The sequence below is a fragment of the Clostridium sp. YIM B02500 genome (genome assembly GCF_022324665.1).
GTDB classification, from domain to species: domain Bacteria; phylum Bacillota; class Clostridia; order Clostridiales; family Clostridiaceae; genus Clostridium; species Clostridium beijerinckii.
In genome coordinates this window covers 188221-207323 of sequence record NZ_JAKGTE010000004.1, presented here as the reverse complement: position 1 = coordinate 207323, position 19103 = coordinate 188221, and the positions used below count along the sequence as shown (strand labels likewise).

Annotated in this window: 16 protein-coding genes; 5 read left to right on the top strand and 11 right to left on the bottom strand. The window is 31.0% G+C overall.

Annotated features, from left to right (window positions below):
* Positions 1–293: 293 nt before the first annotated feature.
* Positions 294–1115, bottom strand: coding sequence for an MBL fold metallo-hydrolase (locus tag L1S46_RS05110; protein ID WP_238899413.1), 822 nt, complete (start codon positions 1113–1115; stop codon positions 294–296).
* A gap of 439 nt (positions 1116–1554) precedes the next feature.
* Between L1S46_RS05110 and L1S46_RS05105 the strand changes: the two genes are divergently transcribed.
* The 3 genes from L1S46_RS05105 to L1S46_RS05095 all read left to right on the top strand — a co-directional run bounded on the left by L1S46_RS05105 (position 1555) and on the right by L1S46_RS05095 (position 5759).
* A complete protein-coding gene (locus tag L1S46_RS05105) occupies positions 1555–2343 on the top strand; it encodes a response regulator (protein ID WP_077304349.1) in 789 nt (262 codons plus the stop codon).
* Positions 2343–4094: a sensor histidine kinase gene (locus tag L1S46_RS05100; RefSeq protein ID WP_238899412.1), complete on the top strand. Its 1752-nt coding sequence runs from the start codon at positions 2343–2345 to the stop codon at positions 4092–4094. Before L1S46_RS05105 ends, L1S46_RS05100 begins: the two co-directional genes overlap by 1 nt.
* Positions 4095–4430: 336 nt before the next feature.
* On the top strand, positions 4431–5759 hold the full coding sequence (locus L1S46_RS05095) for an APC family permease (RefSeq protein ID WP_238899411.1): 1329 nt from the start codon (positions 4431–4433) through the stop codon (positions 5757–5759).
* Between the two features lie 104 nt (positions 5760–5863).
* On the opposite strand, the gene L1S46_RS05090 is transcribed toward L1S46_RS05095, so the two are convergent.
* The 10 genes from L1S46_RS05090 to L1S46_RS05045 form a co-directional block, all read right to left on the bottom strand.
* Complete coding sequence (locus tag L1S46_RS05090) at positions 5864–6712, bottom strand: helix-turn-helix domain-containing protein (RefSeq protein WP_238899410.1); 849 nt, start codon at positions 6710–6712, stop codon at positions 5864–5866.
* 479 nt (positions 6713–7191) lie between these two features.
* Positions 7192–7596 (bottom strand): Rid family hydrolase, encoded by a 405-nt coding sequence (locus L1S46_RS05085; RefSeq protein ID WP_017209423.1) that lies wholly within the window; start codon positions 7594–7596, stop codon positions 7192–7194.
* 101 nt (positions 7597–7697) lie between these two features.
* The gene (locus L1S46_RS05080) at positions 7698–8825 is read right to left on the bottom strand and encodes an FAD-binding oxidoreductase (RefSeq protein ID WP_238899409.1); all 1128 of its coding nucleotides are present in this window, start codon (positions 8823–8825) and stop codon (positions 7698–7700) included.
* A 1-nt stretch (position 8826) separates the two neighbouring features.
* Positions 8827–9156: a (2Fe-2S)-binding protein gene (locus tag L1S46_RS05075; RefSeq protein WP_238899408.1), complete on the bottom strand. Its 330-nt coding sequence runs from the start codon at positions 9154–9156 to the stop codon at positions 8827–8829.
* A gap of 11 nt (positions 9157–9167) precedes the next feature.
* The gene (locus L1S46_RS05070; protein WP_238899407.1) at positions 9168–10745 is read right to left on the bottom strand and encodes an FAD-dependent oxidoreductase; all 1578 of its coding nucleotides are present in this window, start codon (positions 10743–10745) and stop codon (positions 9168–9170) included.
* Positions 10746–10772: 27 nt separating this feature from the next.
* Positions 10773–11084 (bottom strand): (2Fe-2S)-binding protein, encoded by a 312-nt coding sequence (locus L1S46_RS05065; protein ID WP_238899406.1) that lies wholly within the window; start codon positions 11082–11084, stop codon positions 10773–10775.
* Between the two features lie 33 nt (positions 11085–11117).
* The gene (locus L1S46_RS05060; RefSeq protein WP_238899405.1) at positions 11118–12254 is read right to left on the bottom strand and encodes a tyramine oxidase subunit B; all 1137 of its coding nucleotides are present in this window, start codon (positions 12252–12254) and stop codon (positions 11118–11120) included.
* Positions 12255–12593: 339 nt separating this feature from the next.
* On the bottom strand, positions 12594–14939 hold the full coding sequence (locus L1S46_RS05055) for an ATP-binding protein (RefSeq protein ID WP_238899404.1): 2346 nt from the start codon (positions 14937–14939) through the stop codon (positions 12594–12596).
* A gap of 4 nt (positions 14940–14943) precedes the next feature.
* Positions 14944–15987 carry a uroporphyrinogen decarboxylase family protein gene (locus L1S46_RS05050; RefSeq protein ID WP_238899403.1) on the bottom strand — a complete coding sequence of 348 codons (1044 nt, stop codon included), beginning with the start codon at positions 15985–15987 and terminating at the stop codon, positions 14944–14946.
* On the bottom strand, positions 15987–16619 hold the full coding sequence (locus tag L1S46_RS05045; protein ID WP_238899402.1) for a cobalamin-dependent protein: 633 nt from the start codon (positions 16617–16619) through the stop codon (positions 15987–15989). The genes L1S46_RS05050 and L1S46_RS05045 overlap by 1 nt, the downstream gene beginning before the upstream one ends.
* 410 nt (positions 16620–17029) lie before the next feature.
* On the opposite strand from L1S46_RS05045, the gene L1S46_RS05040 reads away from it, so the two are divergent.
* Both L1S46_RS05040 and L1S46_RS05035 read left to right on the top strand, forming a co-directional pair.
* The gene (locus L1S46_RS05040) at positions 17030–18196 is read left to right on the top strand and encodes an MFS transporter (protein WP_238899401.1); all 1167 of its coding nucleotides are present in this window, start codon (positions 17030–17032) and stop codon (positions 18194–18196) included.
* A 386-nt stretch (positions 18197–18582) separates the two neighbouring features.
* Positions 18583–19026: a MarR family transcriptional regulator gene (locus L1S46_RS05035; protein ID WP_017209413.1), complete on the top strand. Its 444-nt coding sequence runs from the start codon at positions 18583–18585 to the stop codon at positions 19024–19026.
* The last annotated feature ends 77 nt before the right edge of the window (positions 19027–19103 follow it).

Below are 19103 nucleotides of genomic sequence, written 5' to 3'. Positions count from 1 at the left end.
ATTTCACTGTTATTGCTGCAGCTTTAATGTTATTCTATCATACATGTAATTATTTACATAAGTGACCTATTATTATAAATGGTATCGTTTTAACAGGACTTTTTTATAGTTCACTTAAAAAAAGTATCTTTATCTTATAAAATGCATCATTTTCTTATAATCATAAATATATGCGCTATTTAAAATGTATTAAAAATAGAATACTCACCTTATAAATACAGTTTTATCATTTTAGCTGTTTCTATAAAGGCGAGCATATATTTATGATTTTTATACTTTAAATTTTTGTAATATTACAATTTATCCTCTCTAAATACAATAGAAACATAGTCTGGAGTAACAAAAGGCTCTCCACCTTCAGAATACATAAATGCCTTATATGGATATGCTTCATTAAAATATGGTGTACTTTTAGAAACATTAATATTATTAACACAATGGATTAAATTACTTAATAACTCTTTGCTATAGGGTTCACTAGAATGAGAGGTAAGAATAATATTAACCTCTGATTCGTCTAACTTTTTAAGGCTCTCAATATATTCACTCATTTTTCTACTTTCTTCTAGAAACATCCATACATGCTGCAATATTGTATCTCCAGAGAGCAACAGCTTGTTTTTCCTTTCAATTAATGAAATACACCCAGCTGTATGTCCTTTACAATAAATTACTTCAAGTTCATATCCCCCCACATCAAACACTTCTCCTTCTTTTACTGGAATAAAATCTATATTACACTCCCTATTTATATATTCTTCTTCCCTAAAATCTTTTGGAAGTCCTATATTTTTTTTATAACTATCCACAGTTGATTTTCTCTTATCTGATAAAAGAATATGCTTCGCTAATGATATATCATCTTCATGAATATGTATTTCATCAAACTGATAATTACCTCCCATATGATCAAGATGTCCATGGCTGTTGACTACAACAATAGGTAAGTCAGTTATAGATTTAATTACTTGTTTTAAATCCCCAATTCCATAACCTGTATCAAATAGTAATGCTTTTTTATTTCCCACAATTAATGTGCAGCATATATTATTGGGATCACTTATATGATATACCCCTTCTATTATTTTATTAATATTATAATATTCATTACACATACCAAACACTCCTATGCTTAATATTACTTATTACTAGTCTTAACTTAATTGCTCATTTTTTGCAAATAAAATTAAACTATGTATCTTCTCAATATACATTAATGCTATTCTAGCACAAATGTAATTATTTACATAAGATATCTATCATTATAAATGGTATCTTTAAAACAGAACTTCCTAATGACTAATTAAAAAAGGTATCTTTTTCTTATAAAAAGTATCATCTTCTTATTATTAGCATCACTTTCTCATAGGTTTCAGTGCACTTGCTGTTTTGTATATGCAATTTTGGTTGTTATATGGTAAAATCTTAATGACTACTTAACCATATAATATAAGCCGTAGTCTTGCTTTGATAAAACATTAAATTTACAGTAATTATAACATTAGACTCAATCATATGACTCTTTGAAAACATCTTGATAGGGGGAACATAATAATGTACAAACTACTTGTAGTCGATGATGAAAGTGAATCAAGAAACTTACTATGCAGCTATTTTCCATGGAATGATTTAGGTTTTGAAATTGTTGATCAATTAGAGAATGGAAAACTTGCCTTAGAGTACATTTTAAATACTCCTGTAAATGTAATCCTTTGCGATATAAAAATGCCGTTTTTAGATGGCATTGGCCTTGCAAAAGAGATATTTAATCGTAAGCTAAAAATAAAAGTTATCTTTCTAAGTGCATATAAGGACTTTGAATATGCACATAGCGCTCTAGTTTATGGAGTTAGTGATTATATTGTAAAGCCTTCAAAATACAATGAAATTTTTGAAGTTTTTTCTTCTTTAAAAAAAAGCTTGGACAGCGAATGTTCACCTAATGTAGATAAAGTTTTGGATGAGGATATAAATAATTTTAAAGACTCATCAAGTTATAACTCAAAAATTATATCATTTGTCAAAAATTATGTGAGTGAACACTATAAAGATGCAAGGCTTGAAGACATTGCTGAATCAGTTCACATGAATCCTAACTATCTAAGTCAATTTTTTAAACAAAAAACTGGAGAGCGTTTTTCTAATTACTTAATAAGGGTGAAAATGAATCGCGCTGCTGAGTTACTAAATGATATAAGATATAAAACTTATGAAATTAGTGAAATGGTTGGCTATAGTAATACGAAAAATTTTACTAGAACTTTTAAAAACTATTATGGCAAGAGTCCCAAGGAATATAGAAATCAAAAAGATACTATTAATCCTAAGCCTTTTGAAAGGTGATGAATTTTTTGAATAAGAATTTTTTCAGAAAAAATTTGATTATATTTTTAATTCCTTTACTAATACCAACACTACTATTAGGCTCTTTGTCAATAGCTATTACCCAAGGATATATAAAAAACCAAATAGCTCAAAATAATACGGATCTTCTAAATCAAACAAAATCTAATATTGACCTGATTTTTAATGAAATCGATACCCTAAATATTCAATTTGATTATAATTCTAATATTGCTTTTACTTTAAAAAATGTTTTAAAAGAAGAAACAATATATTCATCAGATTTGATAAATACAGATAAAATTTGCTTCTTTCTGAATTCATTTGCTAATTCAAAACCTTACATTTATTCCATACATATTTACTATGAAAATGAAAATGGTAGGTTTTATACAACTAATAATGGTATAACAAATCTAAACAATTACTTTGATAGCTCTTGGTACAAGAACTATTTGAATCATCCATCAAATGAAAAATTATGGATAGAAACAAGGGATGTAAAGCAATATGACTTTGAAGAAAAAGAGACAAAACTTATAACAGTTTATAAAAGAATGGCTCTTAATAATGGTGTGATAGTTTTAAATATTAAAGCTGATTACATACAAGATTTACTAAATAAATCTGTTACTGCACCTGAACAAAAGATATTTATATTAGATGGAAACAATAGTGAAATTATCAGTAACAAAACTTCTAATAATATAAATAATTTTGGTATTAATGAACTATTAAAATCGAATACTAATGTAGTTTACTCTACATCAGAAAATAAATTTTTAAGTAAAACAATTATTCATTCTGACAGATTTTCATGGAATTATATATCTATAATTCCAGAGGATGCTTTATATTATGTTTCTATAAGATTAGGTAAATATACTATTATATTATTATTAGTTTCATTTATTTTAGGATTAATTTTAACCTTTTATCTTACTAGAAAAAATTACAAACAAATTTCGAATATTATATCAATAATTGATTCAGCTAAGAAAAATCAGACTCTTCCTGTAATTAATAGCAATGCAAAAAATGAATTTAGTTATATTATAGAAAATCTGATTACTACATTTATTGAACAAGACTATTTAAAGGTGCAGTTATCTGAAAGAAAATATAAATTAGAAAATATGGAACTTATTGCATTGCAGTCTCAAATAAATCCTCATTTTTTATATAACACATTACACACAATATATTGGGAAGTAATAAAGGCAACCGGGAGTAATAGTAAACCTATTAGGATGATAGAAAATCTATCTAGTATATTAGACTACTCCTTAACAACTCCTTGCGGTAAAGTTTCTGTTGGCGACGAAATTAGATACACTAAAACTTATCTAGATATTCAAATGATAAGATATGCAGATAAATTTGATGTATTATGGACCTATAATAAGAATGTAGAACCTGTCCACACAATTAAATTATTGATACAGCCATTGGTTGAGAATTCTATATATCACGGCATTAAAAATAAAGATGGAAAAGGTAAGATTAAAATTAAAATATTACTCAAAAATGATCTATTAACACTCGTAATTATTGACAACGGCATTGGAATTGATACACAGAACCTTAAGAGCATAAGAGACAAGCTTAATTTTGACGGTGAATACTCAAATCATATTGGCTTGTTTAATACAAATAAACGTCTTAAGTTAACCTATGGAGATAATTTTGGTCTCCTTATAAATAGCAAATTAGGACTTGGAACTGTAATTTATATTAAAATACCTATATAGTATGGTTAAAAATTATAGAGAATTTGATTGTATTAATTAGCTTGATATCTAAATATTTTAAAATTCCTTTAAGAACCATAGTGATTACTAAATGAATATTACTTATTATTCAACTTATCATAATATTTAGTATATTATTTAAATTAATAAATACCATTTAAATCTTTTGTTCCGAAATTTACAATCTTTAAAAATTTAAATTTGCTATTATAACAGAAAGAAGCTTCTCACAAACATATATTTAAAAGTAATTTTTATTGGATTTAGGGCAAGGGTGCTCTGCTTAGCAGAATACCCTTGCCTTTTATAATTTGGAATATAATGGAGGCGTTTATTATGGAACATGGAAAATTAAAACGAACTTTAAAAACAAGCGATCTGGTAATTTTTGGTTTGGTATTTATGATACCTCTAGCTCCTGCAGGCATGTATGGTGTATATTTAGGACCATCTGGTGGAATGGTTGCATTATGTTATTTGATAGGAATGGTGGCTATGTTCTTTACTGGAATGAGTTACAGGGTAATGGCACAGAAGTTTCCAACGGCAGGTTCTGTATATGTATATGTTCAAAAAGGTGTATCACCTGCATTAGGTTTTCTAACTGGCTGGGCCATATTATTAGATTATTTCTTAATGCCAGCAACTGTTGTTATTATTGGGAGTATTTATGGCAATGCACTTATCCCTTCTGTTCCTGCTTGGACTTGGATACTAATATTTATCGTCTTTAGTACAGTAATTAATGTTTTAGGTGTAGATTTGATGTCTAAATGCAGTTGGATACTATTTACATTGCAAATTATTGTGATTATAGCCTTTATAGGATGTACTATAAGACTTTTACTTAATGGAACAATTCATTTTAGCATGATTTCATTTTATAATCCTGAGCAGTTTGACTTGTCTAGCATCCTAAAAGCAACAGGTATCGTTATTCTTAGCTATTTAGGGTACGATGCTATTAGTACCTTGGCAGAAGAAACTATTAATCCCGAGAAATCTGTAGGAAAAGCAATTATACTTTCGATTTTAATTATTGGACTAATATTTATTGCAACTACTTTTTTTGCAGGAATGGCTTATCCTAATTATCAAGACTTAAATCCTGATACTGCTTTTACAGATGTTGTTACCTTTGTAGGTGGAACATGGCTTAATATATTAACAACAATTACATTGATAGTTTCCTTTGGAATAGCAACAACACAAGCTTCACAAGTTGCAGTTGCAAGAGTACTTTTTGCAATGGGACGAGATGGAGTATTGCCAAAGCAACTTGCATATATCAGTAAAAAAACACAAAGTCCAATAGTTGCTACTGTATTAGTAGGAATCATTATAACACCTATTTCTCTCTTCTGTTCTCTTGACTTCATTACTTCAATCGTAAGCTTTGGTGCTTTACTAGGCTTTATCTTATTAAATATTGCAGTAATCAGTAGATTTTTACTAAAAAATGATGAACCAATCAGCTTACAAAAGAAAATAATAAATTATGGAATATGTCCTACGATTGGCTTAGCAGTAACTATGTGGATCTTTATTAATCTGGATGCAAATGCACATTTAATTGGAGCAATTTGGCTGTTAGTTGGCTGCTTATATTTAGCAGGTGTCACAAAATTCTTTAGAAATCCTGTCCCACAGTTAGAATTAAGTTAAGAATATTCAAAAAAGCAAAGCAGCCTAAGCAGCTGCAACGTACTTATAAAAAAGGAATACTCAAAGCATCTGTTGCTCTGAATATTCCTTTTACTTTTTATTTACTATATGATAATTATTCGTTTTTTATATTCGGATTCTTTTAATGACTTTATATACATCTTAGGTGTTGTATTTGTAAATTCGTGAAAATCCTTAATCATATGAGACTGATCATAATATCCTAGATCCATAGAAATCTGTGCTAAATTAGATTCAAATATATCTTTATCTAGCTCATTTAAAGTACTTAATAAATATTGAAACCGCATAAGTTTACAAAATACTTTCGGAGATAATCCAAACTCCTCCGAAAATGTCTTATTTATATATCTAACTGAATATCCAGTTGCCTCTGCAAGTTCATTAATTTTAATTTTTCCTGCTGTCTGCATAATGTTATTCAACATATATTTCTTTAGATCTTTATATTTATTTATTTCATTAAAATTAGCATAAAGCTTTATATATCTGTCTAAAAACACCTGTATCTGATGATTGAAATCTCTGCTTGAGGTAATTTTTTCAAACAATTCATTATCTTTTATCACTTCTAAAAATGGAATTTCCTGTTCAACCAAGTCTGACATGGTGATATTTTTGAATTTAAATGGGCTTCCTGGTAAAAATCTTACTCCAAAGAAGTATTTATTTTCACTATTATGGGTCAAGGTTGGACGAAGAACTGTTCCACATATATGTGCATATGGAGCCTTATCATCACAACAGAATAAGATGTCAATACATCCATCTGGTACCGCGATAAAAGGTCTTTCTATAATATCTTCTTTTTGGAAGCAATAGAAATGAGAAATTCCGTAATTCATTATAACTGCCTTATAATAATGAGATGTAGTCATTACAAAGTATGGCTGCTTAGGCCTAATAATATTTCCTTTTGTTTCTACTGCCATATTTCCTCCACTCCACTTCTTTTCCTATATAAATCAAAATTTCCTTGGTTTGTAAAATCATCTTTTAAAAGTAAAAATATAATCAAAATTCATATATACAGCTTTTAATTAAATTTCACTTATTCTTAAGTATTTTAAAAAAACTATCACGTATTTTTACTGATAATTATTAATAATTCAATATTTAATCACTAACTTTAAAAAACAGATATTTATATCAACTATACATTATTTATTTTATATTGAGAATACATTTTTCATGGTTATGTAGGAATAAATTTATTTTTAATTCTATATATTGCAATAATAATTCTGCATTTTGAAAAATTCTGTAAGGATTTAAGTTGAATCTATCAATTGAACTTTGCGGATTGTTAATTATGGCATATATTTATCAAATAAATCATTATAAAAAAATAGCCAAGTCGATCTCCTTGGCCATTTAGACTTGGTATTTTCTTTCGTATTTCTAAGCTTTCTTATTGTTCATTAGTTATAATTACTGCATCCATTTCTATTTCAATTAACTGAGAAGGCCTATTAAGCATAGGAGTACCAACCATTGTAAAAAGCGGTTTGATATCATGAAAAATCTCTGAATAAGCCCTTGCAATTTCAGCTCCATACTTCATATCAGTTGTATAACCTTTTATTCTAATTACTTCTTCTTTTTTAGAACCCGATTTCTCTAATAATTTTACTAACTTTTCTAAAATATATTTTGTCTGCTCATAAGCACTGCCCTCACCATACACTGTGCCATCAGGCTGTACAGAAGTAGTACCTCCGATATAAACAAATGGCCCTACCTTTACCATTCTAGAATATCCTGTTTTTTCTTCTAATGGAGCGCCTGATGAATAATTTGTTCTCGTTAAATCCATATTAATTCTCCTTCTTTGACACTATTCACAAAAAATCTCATACTGAAAAATCAAACTATATCTTATAATTACTAAATAATTAATCTTTTATTATTTGATATCTAAATCTTAGCTTTAAACCTATCATAGCGGAAGGATCTTATATCAAGAGTAGTTCCATTTCCTTCTACCATTTCTGATAAAAGCATGCCTACTGTTGGAGAAATTCCAAAGCCATGCCCACAAAATGCACAGGCAAGTATAAGTCCAGGAGCTTCTTCTACCTGACTTATCACAGGTACATGATCTTTACAATCATCTATCCAGCCTGCCCAAGTACGAACTATCTTGGCATCTTTTAAATCTGGAAAATACTTCATTATTCCTCTACATATACATGAAGCTGTAATACTTGCTGTAGTTGGTGTTCCATTATCCTTATTAAGCGCTTCATAACCTGATGCACCACCAAATACAAAGGAACCGTGTTTACTTTGATGCCCATAAAAATCCGCTTCAGCAGTACCAAGCATTTGGTAAAACATTGGCTTTTGAGCTTCTGTAACAAGAACTTCTAACAAAACTTTATTCATTGGAATATCTATCCCAACTGTAGCAGCTATCCTTCGGCTTTCATAGCCTGCTGCAAGAATTATATGATTTCCTTCATATACATTATTCTTAGTTACTACCTTCCTAGCTCTTCCTTTTATTTTTCTAATTTCAACAACTTCTTCTCCTGTAATAAAACGAGCACCTAATTCTCTTGCTTCACGATAAAAACCTAAAGTTGTAGTTAAAGGATTGGCATGTCCATCAGTAGGACACCAGCTTGCACCTATAACTTCCTCTGAAAGATATGGATTAATTTCTCTTACCTCATCTCCAGAGATTATGTTTACCTCAAGCCCACAATCCTGAGCATTCTTTGCAAGATTAGTTAATATCTTCATATGCTCTACTGTTTTACCTAATCTTAAATTACCTTCTTGATAATATTCTACATCGACTCCTAATTCTTCTGAAAGATTAGGCCAAAGATTTTTTATACCATACATGGCAAGTGGAAGTTCTCTCTTATCACGTCCTGATTGACGAACTCCTCCGCCATTTCTTGTTGAACCTCCATCTCCAATACTGTCACCTTTATCGAGGACAATAACAGAATGGCCTTTTTTTGATAAGTAGTATGCTGCTGCATTTCCAATTACACCACTTCCAATGATTATTACATCTGCACTATTTTTCATGCTATTTACCTCCTACTTGTTCATTTCCGAAGACTCCCATTTCTATAGGTCTCATAGGTGCACGCGATACTGCTGGCTCTAATTCTAAAGGTGATATTTTAAGCTCTCTTGCCACAATCCCCTTAACCAATTTACCGCAGGTTTGTCCCTGACAAAGGCCCATACCTGTTCTTAAATATCTTCTAATTTCAGTTATGGTAAACATACCATCATGTACTGCTTTTCGTATTTCACCCTTTGTAATTTCTTCACAGCGGCAGATTATCATATCATCATCAGGCTGCGAAATAAATTCACCTATATCTCTTGATCTATCATTTACTTTACTCATAATCTTACCTCCTATGCCTGCTTAAAGAATCTTACTTTCATTCCCATTTCACTTGGAACCTTTATTGTTAATAAGTTTGTGTTATCAAAGGCTTTAACAGATTTAACATCTACTACTTCCACTTCACATGCTTCTTTTCCACTTCTATCGAGTCCAATGCCTTTTGCACCTTTTTCTGGCAGCGGTAAAAATTCATACGGAAGAGTAACTGAAGTATAACCTTCTTCAAAATCTTCATTCACAAGGAAAATTGATTGTCCAGAACAAGATGCAACGCACATTCCACAGCCAATACATGTTGATTCTTCATCAACAACTGGAAGAGATGTAATATTTATTCCAATCTTGATACAGCTTTTAGGGCACGCATCTTGACATGGATTACAAGGAATATTTTGTGAACATTCTATAACTGGATGTATTCCCTTCATAGACTTAACCCCTGGATATTTTATCACTTCTTCATCAGTTAAATATCCTTTCTTAAGAAGATTTTTTGAAACCTCAAAGCCTTCATCTGTTTTTTCAATATCTTTTCCTTTATTTTCTGGACCAAACATACCTTGTCTTAAACTAGATAATGCCTTTTCCAATTCCTCTGCCTTTTCTTCTAATTCTTCTTTGTCAATAAATCCCAATCTATAAGAAGCTGCTACCCCTGCAATTCTTCCTTCTATCATTGCCGAACTTGCTTCTTCAATTCCTGAAACATCACCTGCTGCAAATATTCCTTTAATTGAAGTCTCACCATATTCATCACAAACAGGAACATACCCACCCTTTTTAGGATTTTCCTCCATAATGCAGCCAGCCATTTTAGTAAGCTGGGACATAGGAGAAAGTCCTACTGCAAGGCATATAGTATCAACATCAAAATATTTTTCTGTTCCAGGTATTATCTGCCAGCTGCTATCAACTTCACCAATAGTAACTCCTGTTACACATTCTTCACCTTCCGCTTTGATTATAGTGTGAGATAAATAAAAAGGAACTCCGCATCTAGCCACCTTAGCAGCATGAACACCATATCCTCCGATTCTAGGTGCCGCATCTACTATTGCAACTACTTCACAGCCTGCTTGCATAAGTTGATATCCTACAACTACTCCAACATTTCCGCTGCCAAGCATAAGAATTTTCTTTCCTGGTTGTACTCCATGAAGATTCATCATTGTTTGGGCTGCACCTGCACCAATTACTCCTGGAAGTGTCCATCCATCGAAAGTAACCATATTCTCAGATGCACCTGTTGCAATTATTACTGCGTCTCCTTTATAATGAATAACTTCATCATCTATCTTTACAGTAACTTCTTTATCTAAATAAAGACCAATAACTATAGCATTCAAAACAACTTCTACTCCCGCATCATTTGCTTCTTGTAAAAGCTCTTCACCTATTTTAAAGCCTCTAATTTTTGCTCTATGCTCTTTTGATCCAAAGAACTTGTGTATTTGCTTAAATAGTTGTCCACCAGACTTAAAATTTTCATCAAATACAACAACCTTTAGTCCTCTTTTTGCTGCTTCTATAGCTGCTGACAGACCCGCTGGCCCTGCTCCAACAACAATACAATCATATCTTTTCATACGAATACCTATCCTTTCATAAAAATTTTATGCTTCTTTTTGGGCTGAAACACCATATTGCGTTTGAACCTTCATACCTTCTATAAGAGGTGTTACACAAGTTCTTACATTTGGCTTACCATCAACTACCATTACGCAGTCTGTACATCTACCAATAGCACAGAATATGCCTCTTGGTGATCCTTTTTTAGTATGTCTATGAACTAATACACCCGCGGCTCTTAGTGCTGCTGCTATTGGTTCTCCTTCATATCCTTCAAATGCTTTCCCATCAAATTCAAAATTCACTAAACGTCCTTTATTAGGCTCACCTAAAATTGGATGCTTTTCAATTCTCATATAAAGATCTCCTTTCAACTGTAATAATTAAACTTAAGCTAATTGTGGCTCATCCCAAAGATTTAGCTTAGTCCCAATTCCTTTTTCAATAGCATTTCTATAAACTATAGTCCCCCATGCAACATCTTCTACTGGCATACCACCAACTGAATAAATAACAATTTCATCTTCCTTGCGATGTACCGGCACTTTACCAATTAATACATCCCCTAAATCATCAACTTGTTCTTTGCTCATTTTGCCTTCTGCAATTAAGTCCATACAATGTACTGCTGGAATTGGAATAGAATTATATGCTGGGAACTCCATTTCTTCTTCCCAAGCTTCATACAATTGAATATTATCTGTAACAGTTCTTGCTCTATTTAAAATAAAATCATCATCAAATCTTGCTGCTGCTGGACAACATAATACTGCACCTGGTTTAATCCATTCTTCATTTATATATGGATATTCATTTATATCACCCGTTGGACTTGATGTAGCAATATGCACAATATCACAATCTCTAACAGCATCTTCTATTGTGTCTACAACAATGATGTCTTTAATTTGTGGATAGTCTTCATTAAGGTACTTTATAAATCCATCAATTGATTTTTTACTTCTTCCTTTTATTTTTACAATTCCAATTTCCGATCTAACAGCCATAGTTGCTGCAAATGCTGTTTTACTCATAACCCCTGGTCCAATAATTCCGACAACCTTTGAATCTTCTTTAGCAAAATATTTCACCCCAACACCTGGAACTGCACCTGTTCTATAAGCACTTAAAATATTTGCTGACATATATGCAATTGGAGCTCCAGTATCTTTGTCATTTAAAGTTAACATAAGTATTGATCTTGGAAGCCCCTTATCCCTATTTTCTGTATTTGAACCATACCATTTCATTCCGGCCATATCAAACTTACCGCCTAAATAAGCAGGCATTGCCATAAATCTTCTGTCTGGACCATCCTTAGGCATATTAGAGAATGGTGATTCTTCAGGGAAAACCATCATAACTCCGTGTGAATTTCCATTAGGCCCACCCATGCGATAATCTCCAATTTTTAATAACTTGAACATTTCTTCCATGGCCTCTACACATCCAGCCATTTCTTTAACTCCAGCCTTAATCATATCGTCTTCATTTAAATATAAGAAATCTATTTTTGTTTCGTTCATATTCTCATTACCTCCTATAAATATAATTATTTTTTATAAAAAAATAGATCTAACTTCTTCTTTGAAGCTAGACCTCTTTGCCTTTCTTGTATTTAATATTACTTTATGAACTTAAAATAAAATTGTAAAAATCGGAACTAATTAATAAGTACTCAATTATATTAAAGCTTACTTTTTGCAAAACACTAACGATTTAAAGTTCAATTTATCTATATTTAATTTAATATTAGGTTTCCCTTCTAATTTTGTATTAATAAGTTAAAGTCAGCTGCATCACATATCAGCCCTGCTGTTACTCCTATTAGTGATGGCCAAAGTGGCACATTGTTTATAAATACTCTATTTATAATTGTTGCTATACTTAGTAATAACTTCTTTAAGTTTCATAACTTCAATTGGTTTACTAATATAATCATCCATGCCTGTATTAATACATATATCTCTATCTCCTCCCATTGCATATGCTGTCATTGCAATTATAGTGATATGTTTGCCAGTCAACTTTTCTTTTTCCCGAATTATTTTTGTAAGCTCAATTCCGCTCATATCTGGCATCTGAATATCCATAAGAATTATATCGAAATTCTCATTTTCAAGTATATTCAATGCTTCTAATCCATTTGAGGCTATTTTTATTTTCCACCCTGCAATCTTACATAATTGATTCATAAATCGCTGGCTGATAATATCATCTTCAACTTGTAATATCCTAGTTTCTAAATAAGCCTTGTTATCTATACACATTTTTTGAATATTTGATGATTCCTTACTATCACTAGCAATATTAAACAAACAAGTAAAGTAGAATGTACTTCCTTTACCATACTGACTTTCAACAGATATTTCTCCCCCCATAAGCTCAACGATATTTTTAGAAATAGCAAGCCCCAGACCAGTCCCTTGAAATTTTTTTGAAGCTGATATATCTAATTGTGTAAAATAATTAAATAATCTCGGGATGTCTTCTTCCTTAATTCCAATCCCTGTATCTTTTACAGAAAACATTAGCTTCACTTTATTCTCTTTATCCTCAACTTTATCTACGGATACTTGAATTTTACCTTTTTCAGTAAACTTAATTGCATTTCCTATTAAATTGCTTAAAACTTGCATTAATCTACCCTTATCTAATATGATTTCATTTGGTAAATTATTGTCAACAATAATCTCAAGCTTCAGTCCTTTATTCTCCGCTAAATATGTAAATAAATTTCTACTTTCATTCATTAAATTAAATATATTTATGCGTTCTGGCTTTAGTTCGATCTTACCTACATCCATTACTGAGAGATCAAGTATATCATTAATAATCTGAAGAAGATGTTTTGAAGAAGTTTCAATCATTTTTACTATGTCAATTTGCTCATCTGTCAACTTTGAAAATTCCAATAAGCTAGTCATTCCCATAATCCCATTCATAGGTGTCCTTATTTCATGACTCATATTTGCTAAAAACTGACTTTTAGCTGAGTTTGCTCTTTCTGCTTCCTCTTTTGCAGCTTTAAGCTTAGTCTCAGTTAACTTATGCTCTTCGATTTCTTCTTCTAACATACAGTTTGTTTCTTCGAGGCTTCCATTAACCTCCAACAGTTGAGAAGTACGTTTATCAACAAGAACCTCAAGCTCATTATTCAATGAAAGAAGTTCCTCATTTGTATCAATTAATTTCTCATAAATCTTTGAATTAAAAAGCATTATTCCTAGAATTATCATGATTGTTTTTGATAAATCTAAGTAGCTTTCCATATAATTAGGAAACATAATATCTTCCACTTCCATATAACCCATTAATTCATTATCAAAAGTTATCTTAAAAATAAATCCTGCTCCTGAGGAAGTAAGAAAATAACTTTGCCTAAATTCTGAGTTGTCGATATCATATAGTTTACTTTTATACAACTTCTCTTGATGGAAGATTATTTCTCCTTTTTTATGTTCAATTACAGGAAGAAATGCGAGATGCTTAGCACCGGTCAACATTTCAAATAAAGTAAAAATATTCTTAATCAGGTCTTCACGTTTTAAAAGTGTTGCTTTTTTTTCAAGAAAATCAAATACAAGAGCATAATCAGTGACCTGCTTGTTTTTTAAATTTAGAATGTATTCTAGTCTATTAACTTTCCAATTTTTATATGAATTATTTATAATGCTTGAAAAGTACTCCAAACCTACATCTATAATTTCATATTTCATTCCTATATATTCTGAAAACTCTATTAAATCAAGTAAGATATTGCTATATACGCCACTGTCAATAAGAACCACCTTTTTACAGTATTCTGAAAAAAATTCACGTGCAGTTTCTTGATCAAATCCATATATGTCCATAATAATATGCTTCCATCTTTTTAGCCAACCTGGTGTAGTCAAATAATACCCCATTGAAGAAAGGTAATTTATCAGATCACCCCCAGCCAATAATGACAGGCATGAATTGAAAATACTTTCACCAACAAGATTCTCATCTTTTCCAGAGCCCTTCTGAGTTGGCAGCAAAATAACTGAGTCACTACAATAACCTGATTCAATAAGGCCATCGTATAATTTCTGTCTTTGACGATTGCAATTTATACAATCCATTGAATAGTATTTAAATTCAATCTCTCCATTTTTCAAAACGCCTCGCATACTCTCCACTTCAGCTTTGAAACTTTCACAAATTAAAATACATAGTTTATCGTTCATATAATCACCTCCAATTTAATGGATATCTTCCCCACTTATTTACACTCTCTAATATTTCATAAAGAATATCCTCACTAACCTGATAAGGAATATCTCCTAAACTGTCGCACAAGATAAAGCCACCACCAACCCCAGCTTTTCTTATTGCTTCCTTAACATTATATTCAGCATCAAATCTGGTCCATCTGCACATTTCAATACCATTTAGATTTCCAAGCAATGTAGCTCTTTGACCAACTTTTTTCTTTATTTCAGCTAGATCATCAGTATGACTTACTAGAATGGCTTTAATCCCAGATTCAAGGATTTCCTCAAGTATTGAGGAAGAGCTTGCCGAGGACGTAGCAATGGCTACATCACTTTTAATAGTGGGTATTGTTCTCTTTGCAGAAAGAAATCCAGTCTTTAAATATATGCTTTTAGGAATAATTGAAGACACAGACATAGAATCTATAGTCGTTATAAAGGATGCGCCTGCCGCCAATTGCATATTAGCCCACTCAGTGCAAAACCTTTCATTGATTTTTATAAGATGCTCCAACAACTCTGGTCTTTCATAAATAAGTTCAATATATTTATCAAAACCCATTTGAAGAATAGGAAGTGAAAAAGGTGATAACACGCCCCCAGCAATAGGTACAGACATCCCCACTTCCTCCTTCAGTATGGATATTGTTTCAAGACAATTTCTAAGAATTTTTGAATTTTTAACATCTGGTGGTTGTAATTTTAAAATATCGTCAAAGTTTTTTATTATTGGTTCACCAGCATTAGGAGGTCCTGCTTCATTGAAAATAACTTCACTTCCAAAAGCTGCATACTCATGAGCAGCAGAATAAAATGGATTCAAACAATCATTGTTGAATTTTTTGAGAAGCATCATTTGTCCCCTTGCTACATTTTCAGGTTTACTAAAATAGTTTTTAATAGATACATCCAAAAATTTTGCGCAGTAATGTGTACACATTAAAAACAATGGAACCTTGTCTGGTTCATGCTTACTCATAGTTATAGATACTCTTTCCATAGAAGTATACCTTTTTTCCATTAAGAATCCTCCTTCATCCATTGTTCTATAATAGCAATATTATCGGCTGCGCTTTTCCCCATTTTATCTGCACCGACTTCCTTCCAAAGTGTGGTGTCCATTAAAAAAGGTGCACCTCCAACCAATATTTTAATTGAAGGATCCTTTTCATGAAGCATTTGAGATATTTTCTTAATTTTTAAAGCAGATGGATACATTAATACTGATATCATAAGTATTTTTATCCTATCTTCAGTGACTCTCTTTATTATCTCCTCCGATCCACTTATAGAACCGTAGTCTATAAGGTCAAAACCGCTTGACCTCACAACGATACTTACAATTTTCTTTCCAAGAGTGTGATAGTCCTCAAGAGTCAATATTGCAATCGGCTTAGCATTCTTAATTGGAAAATTCTTTTCACCCAAAATAGAAATTGCAATTTCCTCACAAAGCCTGCTGCTCATATATATCTGTGATAAAGCTACTTCTCCTCTTTCCCACTTTTCCCCAATTGAAGTCAAGGACTTAACTATATACTCATCAATAAAATCAATTCCATTTTTTTCAGCTAAAAAATGTTGAAGAATTTTATTAACTTCTAACTTATCGTAACTAATTAAAGCCTTTTCAAACGCCTCCCAATTCATCATTTAGCTCCCTTCTTTATTAAGTGAACTTTTTAATTTCACTTAATATTTTCTTGTTACTTTACACCATAGTTTTATGTTAAGAAATATTTATGTCTAAATAATTTAAAATTTTTATATGAATGTTAGTGGATTCTCCACTCAGTTATGTTAAAGAGTAATTGAATTATTAATAGAACTATTATACTCTTTATTATTATATTTTAACATTATTTGCATATAAATTCCTATTAATTACAACTTAAATTCCTTCTCCCCACTTTTTGGTACTATTTAAATATCAACTTAAATCTCATTAGTTATAAGTAAAAATTTTATTGAATTCATCAGTCAAATTAGTTGCACAAGAAACTAATTTATGTTATTGTTATATTAGTTGCAAAGGAAACTAATATTCAAAGGAGAGAACATTTATGGAAAAAGATAAGGTTCTTTGGACAAAAAACTTCGTTATTATAAACATAATAAACTTATTAATATTTTTTGGATTTCAAATGTTATTACCTACACTTCCGCTCTATGCTAAAAAACTCGGAGGGACAAACTCTATCATTGGATTAGTAACTGGAGCATTTGTAGTATCTTCAGTAATAATTAGGCCAATCTCTGGATTACTTCTTGATAAGTTAGGCCGACAAAAGGTATTTTTAGTTGGATTATTTATATTTATTATATCAGTATTTTCTTATTCAATAGTTCCATTTATTAGTGCAATTATTATGATACGGTTTATCCATGGCTTTGGCTGGGGGGCAGTAAGTACAGCTTCTAATACAATTGCTTCGGATAATATCCCGAATGATCGTTTTGGAGAAGGAATGGGATATTTTAGTCTGACAAGTAGTTTAGCTATGGCAGTAGCTCCTACAATTGGACTATTTGTGATATCAAAATATAGCTTTCAAGCTCTATTTTTAACATCTACTATACTAGCCGTGCTTGGGGGTATTATTGCTTTTAAATTAGAATATAAAAAAATTGAAAATAAAGAGCAAACTAAAATAAAAGCTTCATTGTATGAAAAAATATCTATAAATCCTTCTATTATAGTATTTTTTGTAACAATAACTTATGGTGCATTAACCAGTTTCTTACCTCTTTATGCTTCACAAAAAGGCATAGAGAACATTGGAATTTTCTTTACAGTCTATGCAATATCCTTATTTATATCTAGACCAATATTCGGTAAAATAATAGATAAATTAGGTTTTGACTATGCAATTATTCCAGGTTTTATATGTGTAATTATATCTATGTTGCTGTTATCTGAGTCTTCAAATATTAGCATGTTTTTAATCGCCGCATTTATTTACGGAATAGGCTTTGGTGCAACTCAATCTACTTTACAGACAATGGCCATGGTTGGAGTCCCACCTTCACGTCTAGGTGCTGCCAATGCTACATTTTTCACTGCATTTGATTGTGGTATAGGATTAGGTGCAGTAATTTTAGGAGTGGTTTCATCAAACGTTGGATATGCTCAAATGTATCTGTGGGCAAGTGGGGCTGCTATTATAGCATTTATTCTTTATTTCATTATTGGCAGAAAGAGAAAACCTCAATTACAAGTAAAAAAGTAGTATTTTACCTTAGGATTAGTACGTAACACAAATTCTCAAAACGTATATTAATCACATACAAAGTTAGCTCTGCGTTTTATCAATGGCAGAGTTTTCTTTTTCCAAATAATATAATCTATATTTTAAAATACCAATTCATAATTTCAAAAAATATATATCCTAGTAAATCATTGAAACTATAATTATTTATATATATAATTTAAGATGGTTTTATCCGATAGCTAGCATCCGTAGCACTCCCTTTTCTTTAAGCGGGAGATAACGGCTGCACGCTTCTGGACAATGTGCCCCTTGAGGGTATAAGTTCAACTAAATTCAGCTGGAGTTAAAACTCCACCTGAAAAGTTTCACTTTATAGGAAACTAATCTAAAGGAGATAAGTAACTATGGAAAACATTAGTAAACTTAATGCAGCAATTTATAGAAATGCTCAAAGCATAATAAATTCAAAGCTTATAGATTTAAATATTAGAAGTGGCCAACATGATTTTTTATATGTGATTTCAAAAAATGAAGGTATAAGTCAGAAAGAGTTAAGTGAGTTTCTGTATGTAGGTAAATCAACTACTGCAAAAGCAGTAAAAAATCTAGTAGAAAATGATTATGTAAAAAGAATTCAGGATGAAAATGATAAGCGTATTTATAGACTATATCTAACAGATGCAGGAAAAAAAGTTATACCTAAAATAGATGCAACATTTTTAGAATTAGTTGCTATTTTTTCTAAAAACTTATCTAAGAAAGAAGAAGAACAAACAGTCATTATTCTAAAGAGAATCCTACATACGATTTCTGAAGAAAAACATAAAATTAATTCTGATATTGATTAATTTATAGATTGTTTCATCTTTTACAAAATATATAAGACTAAGCCGCCAGTATCAAGAAAAACACGACCACCTGCAAC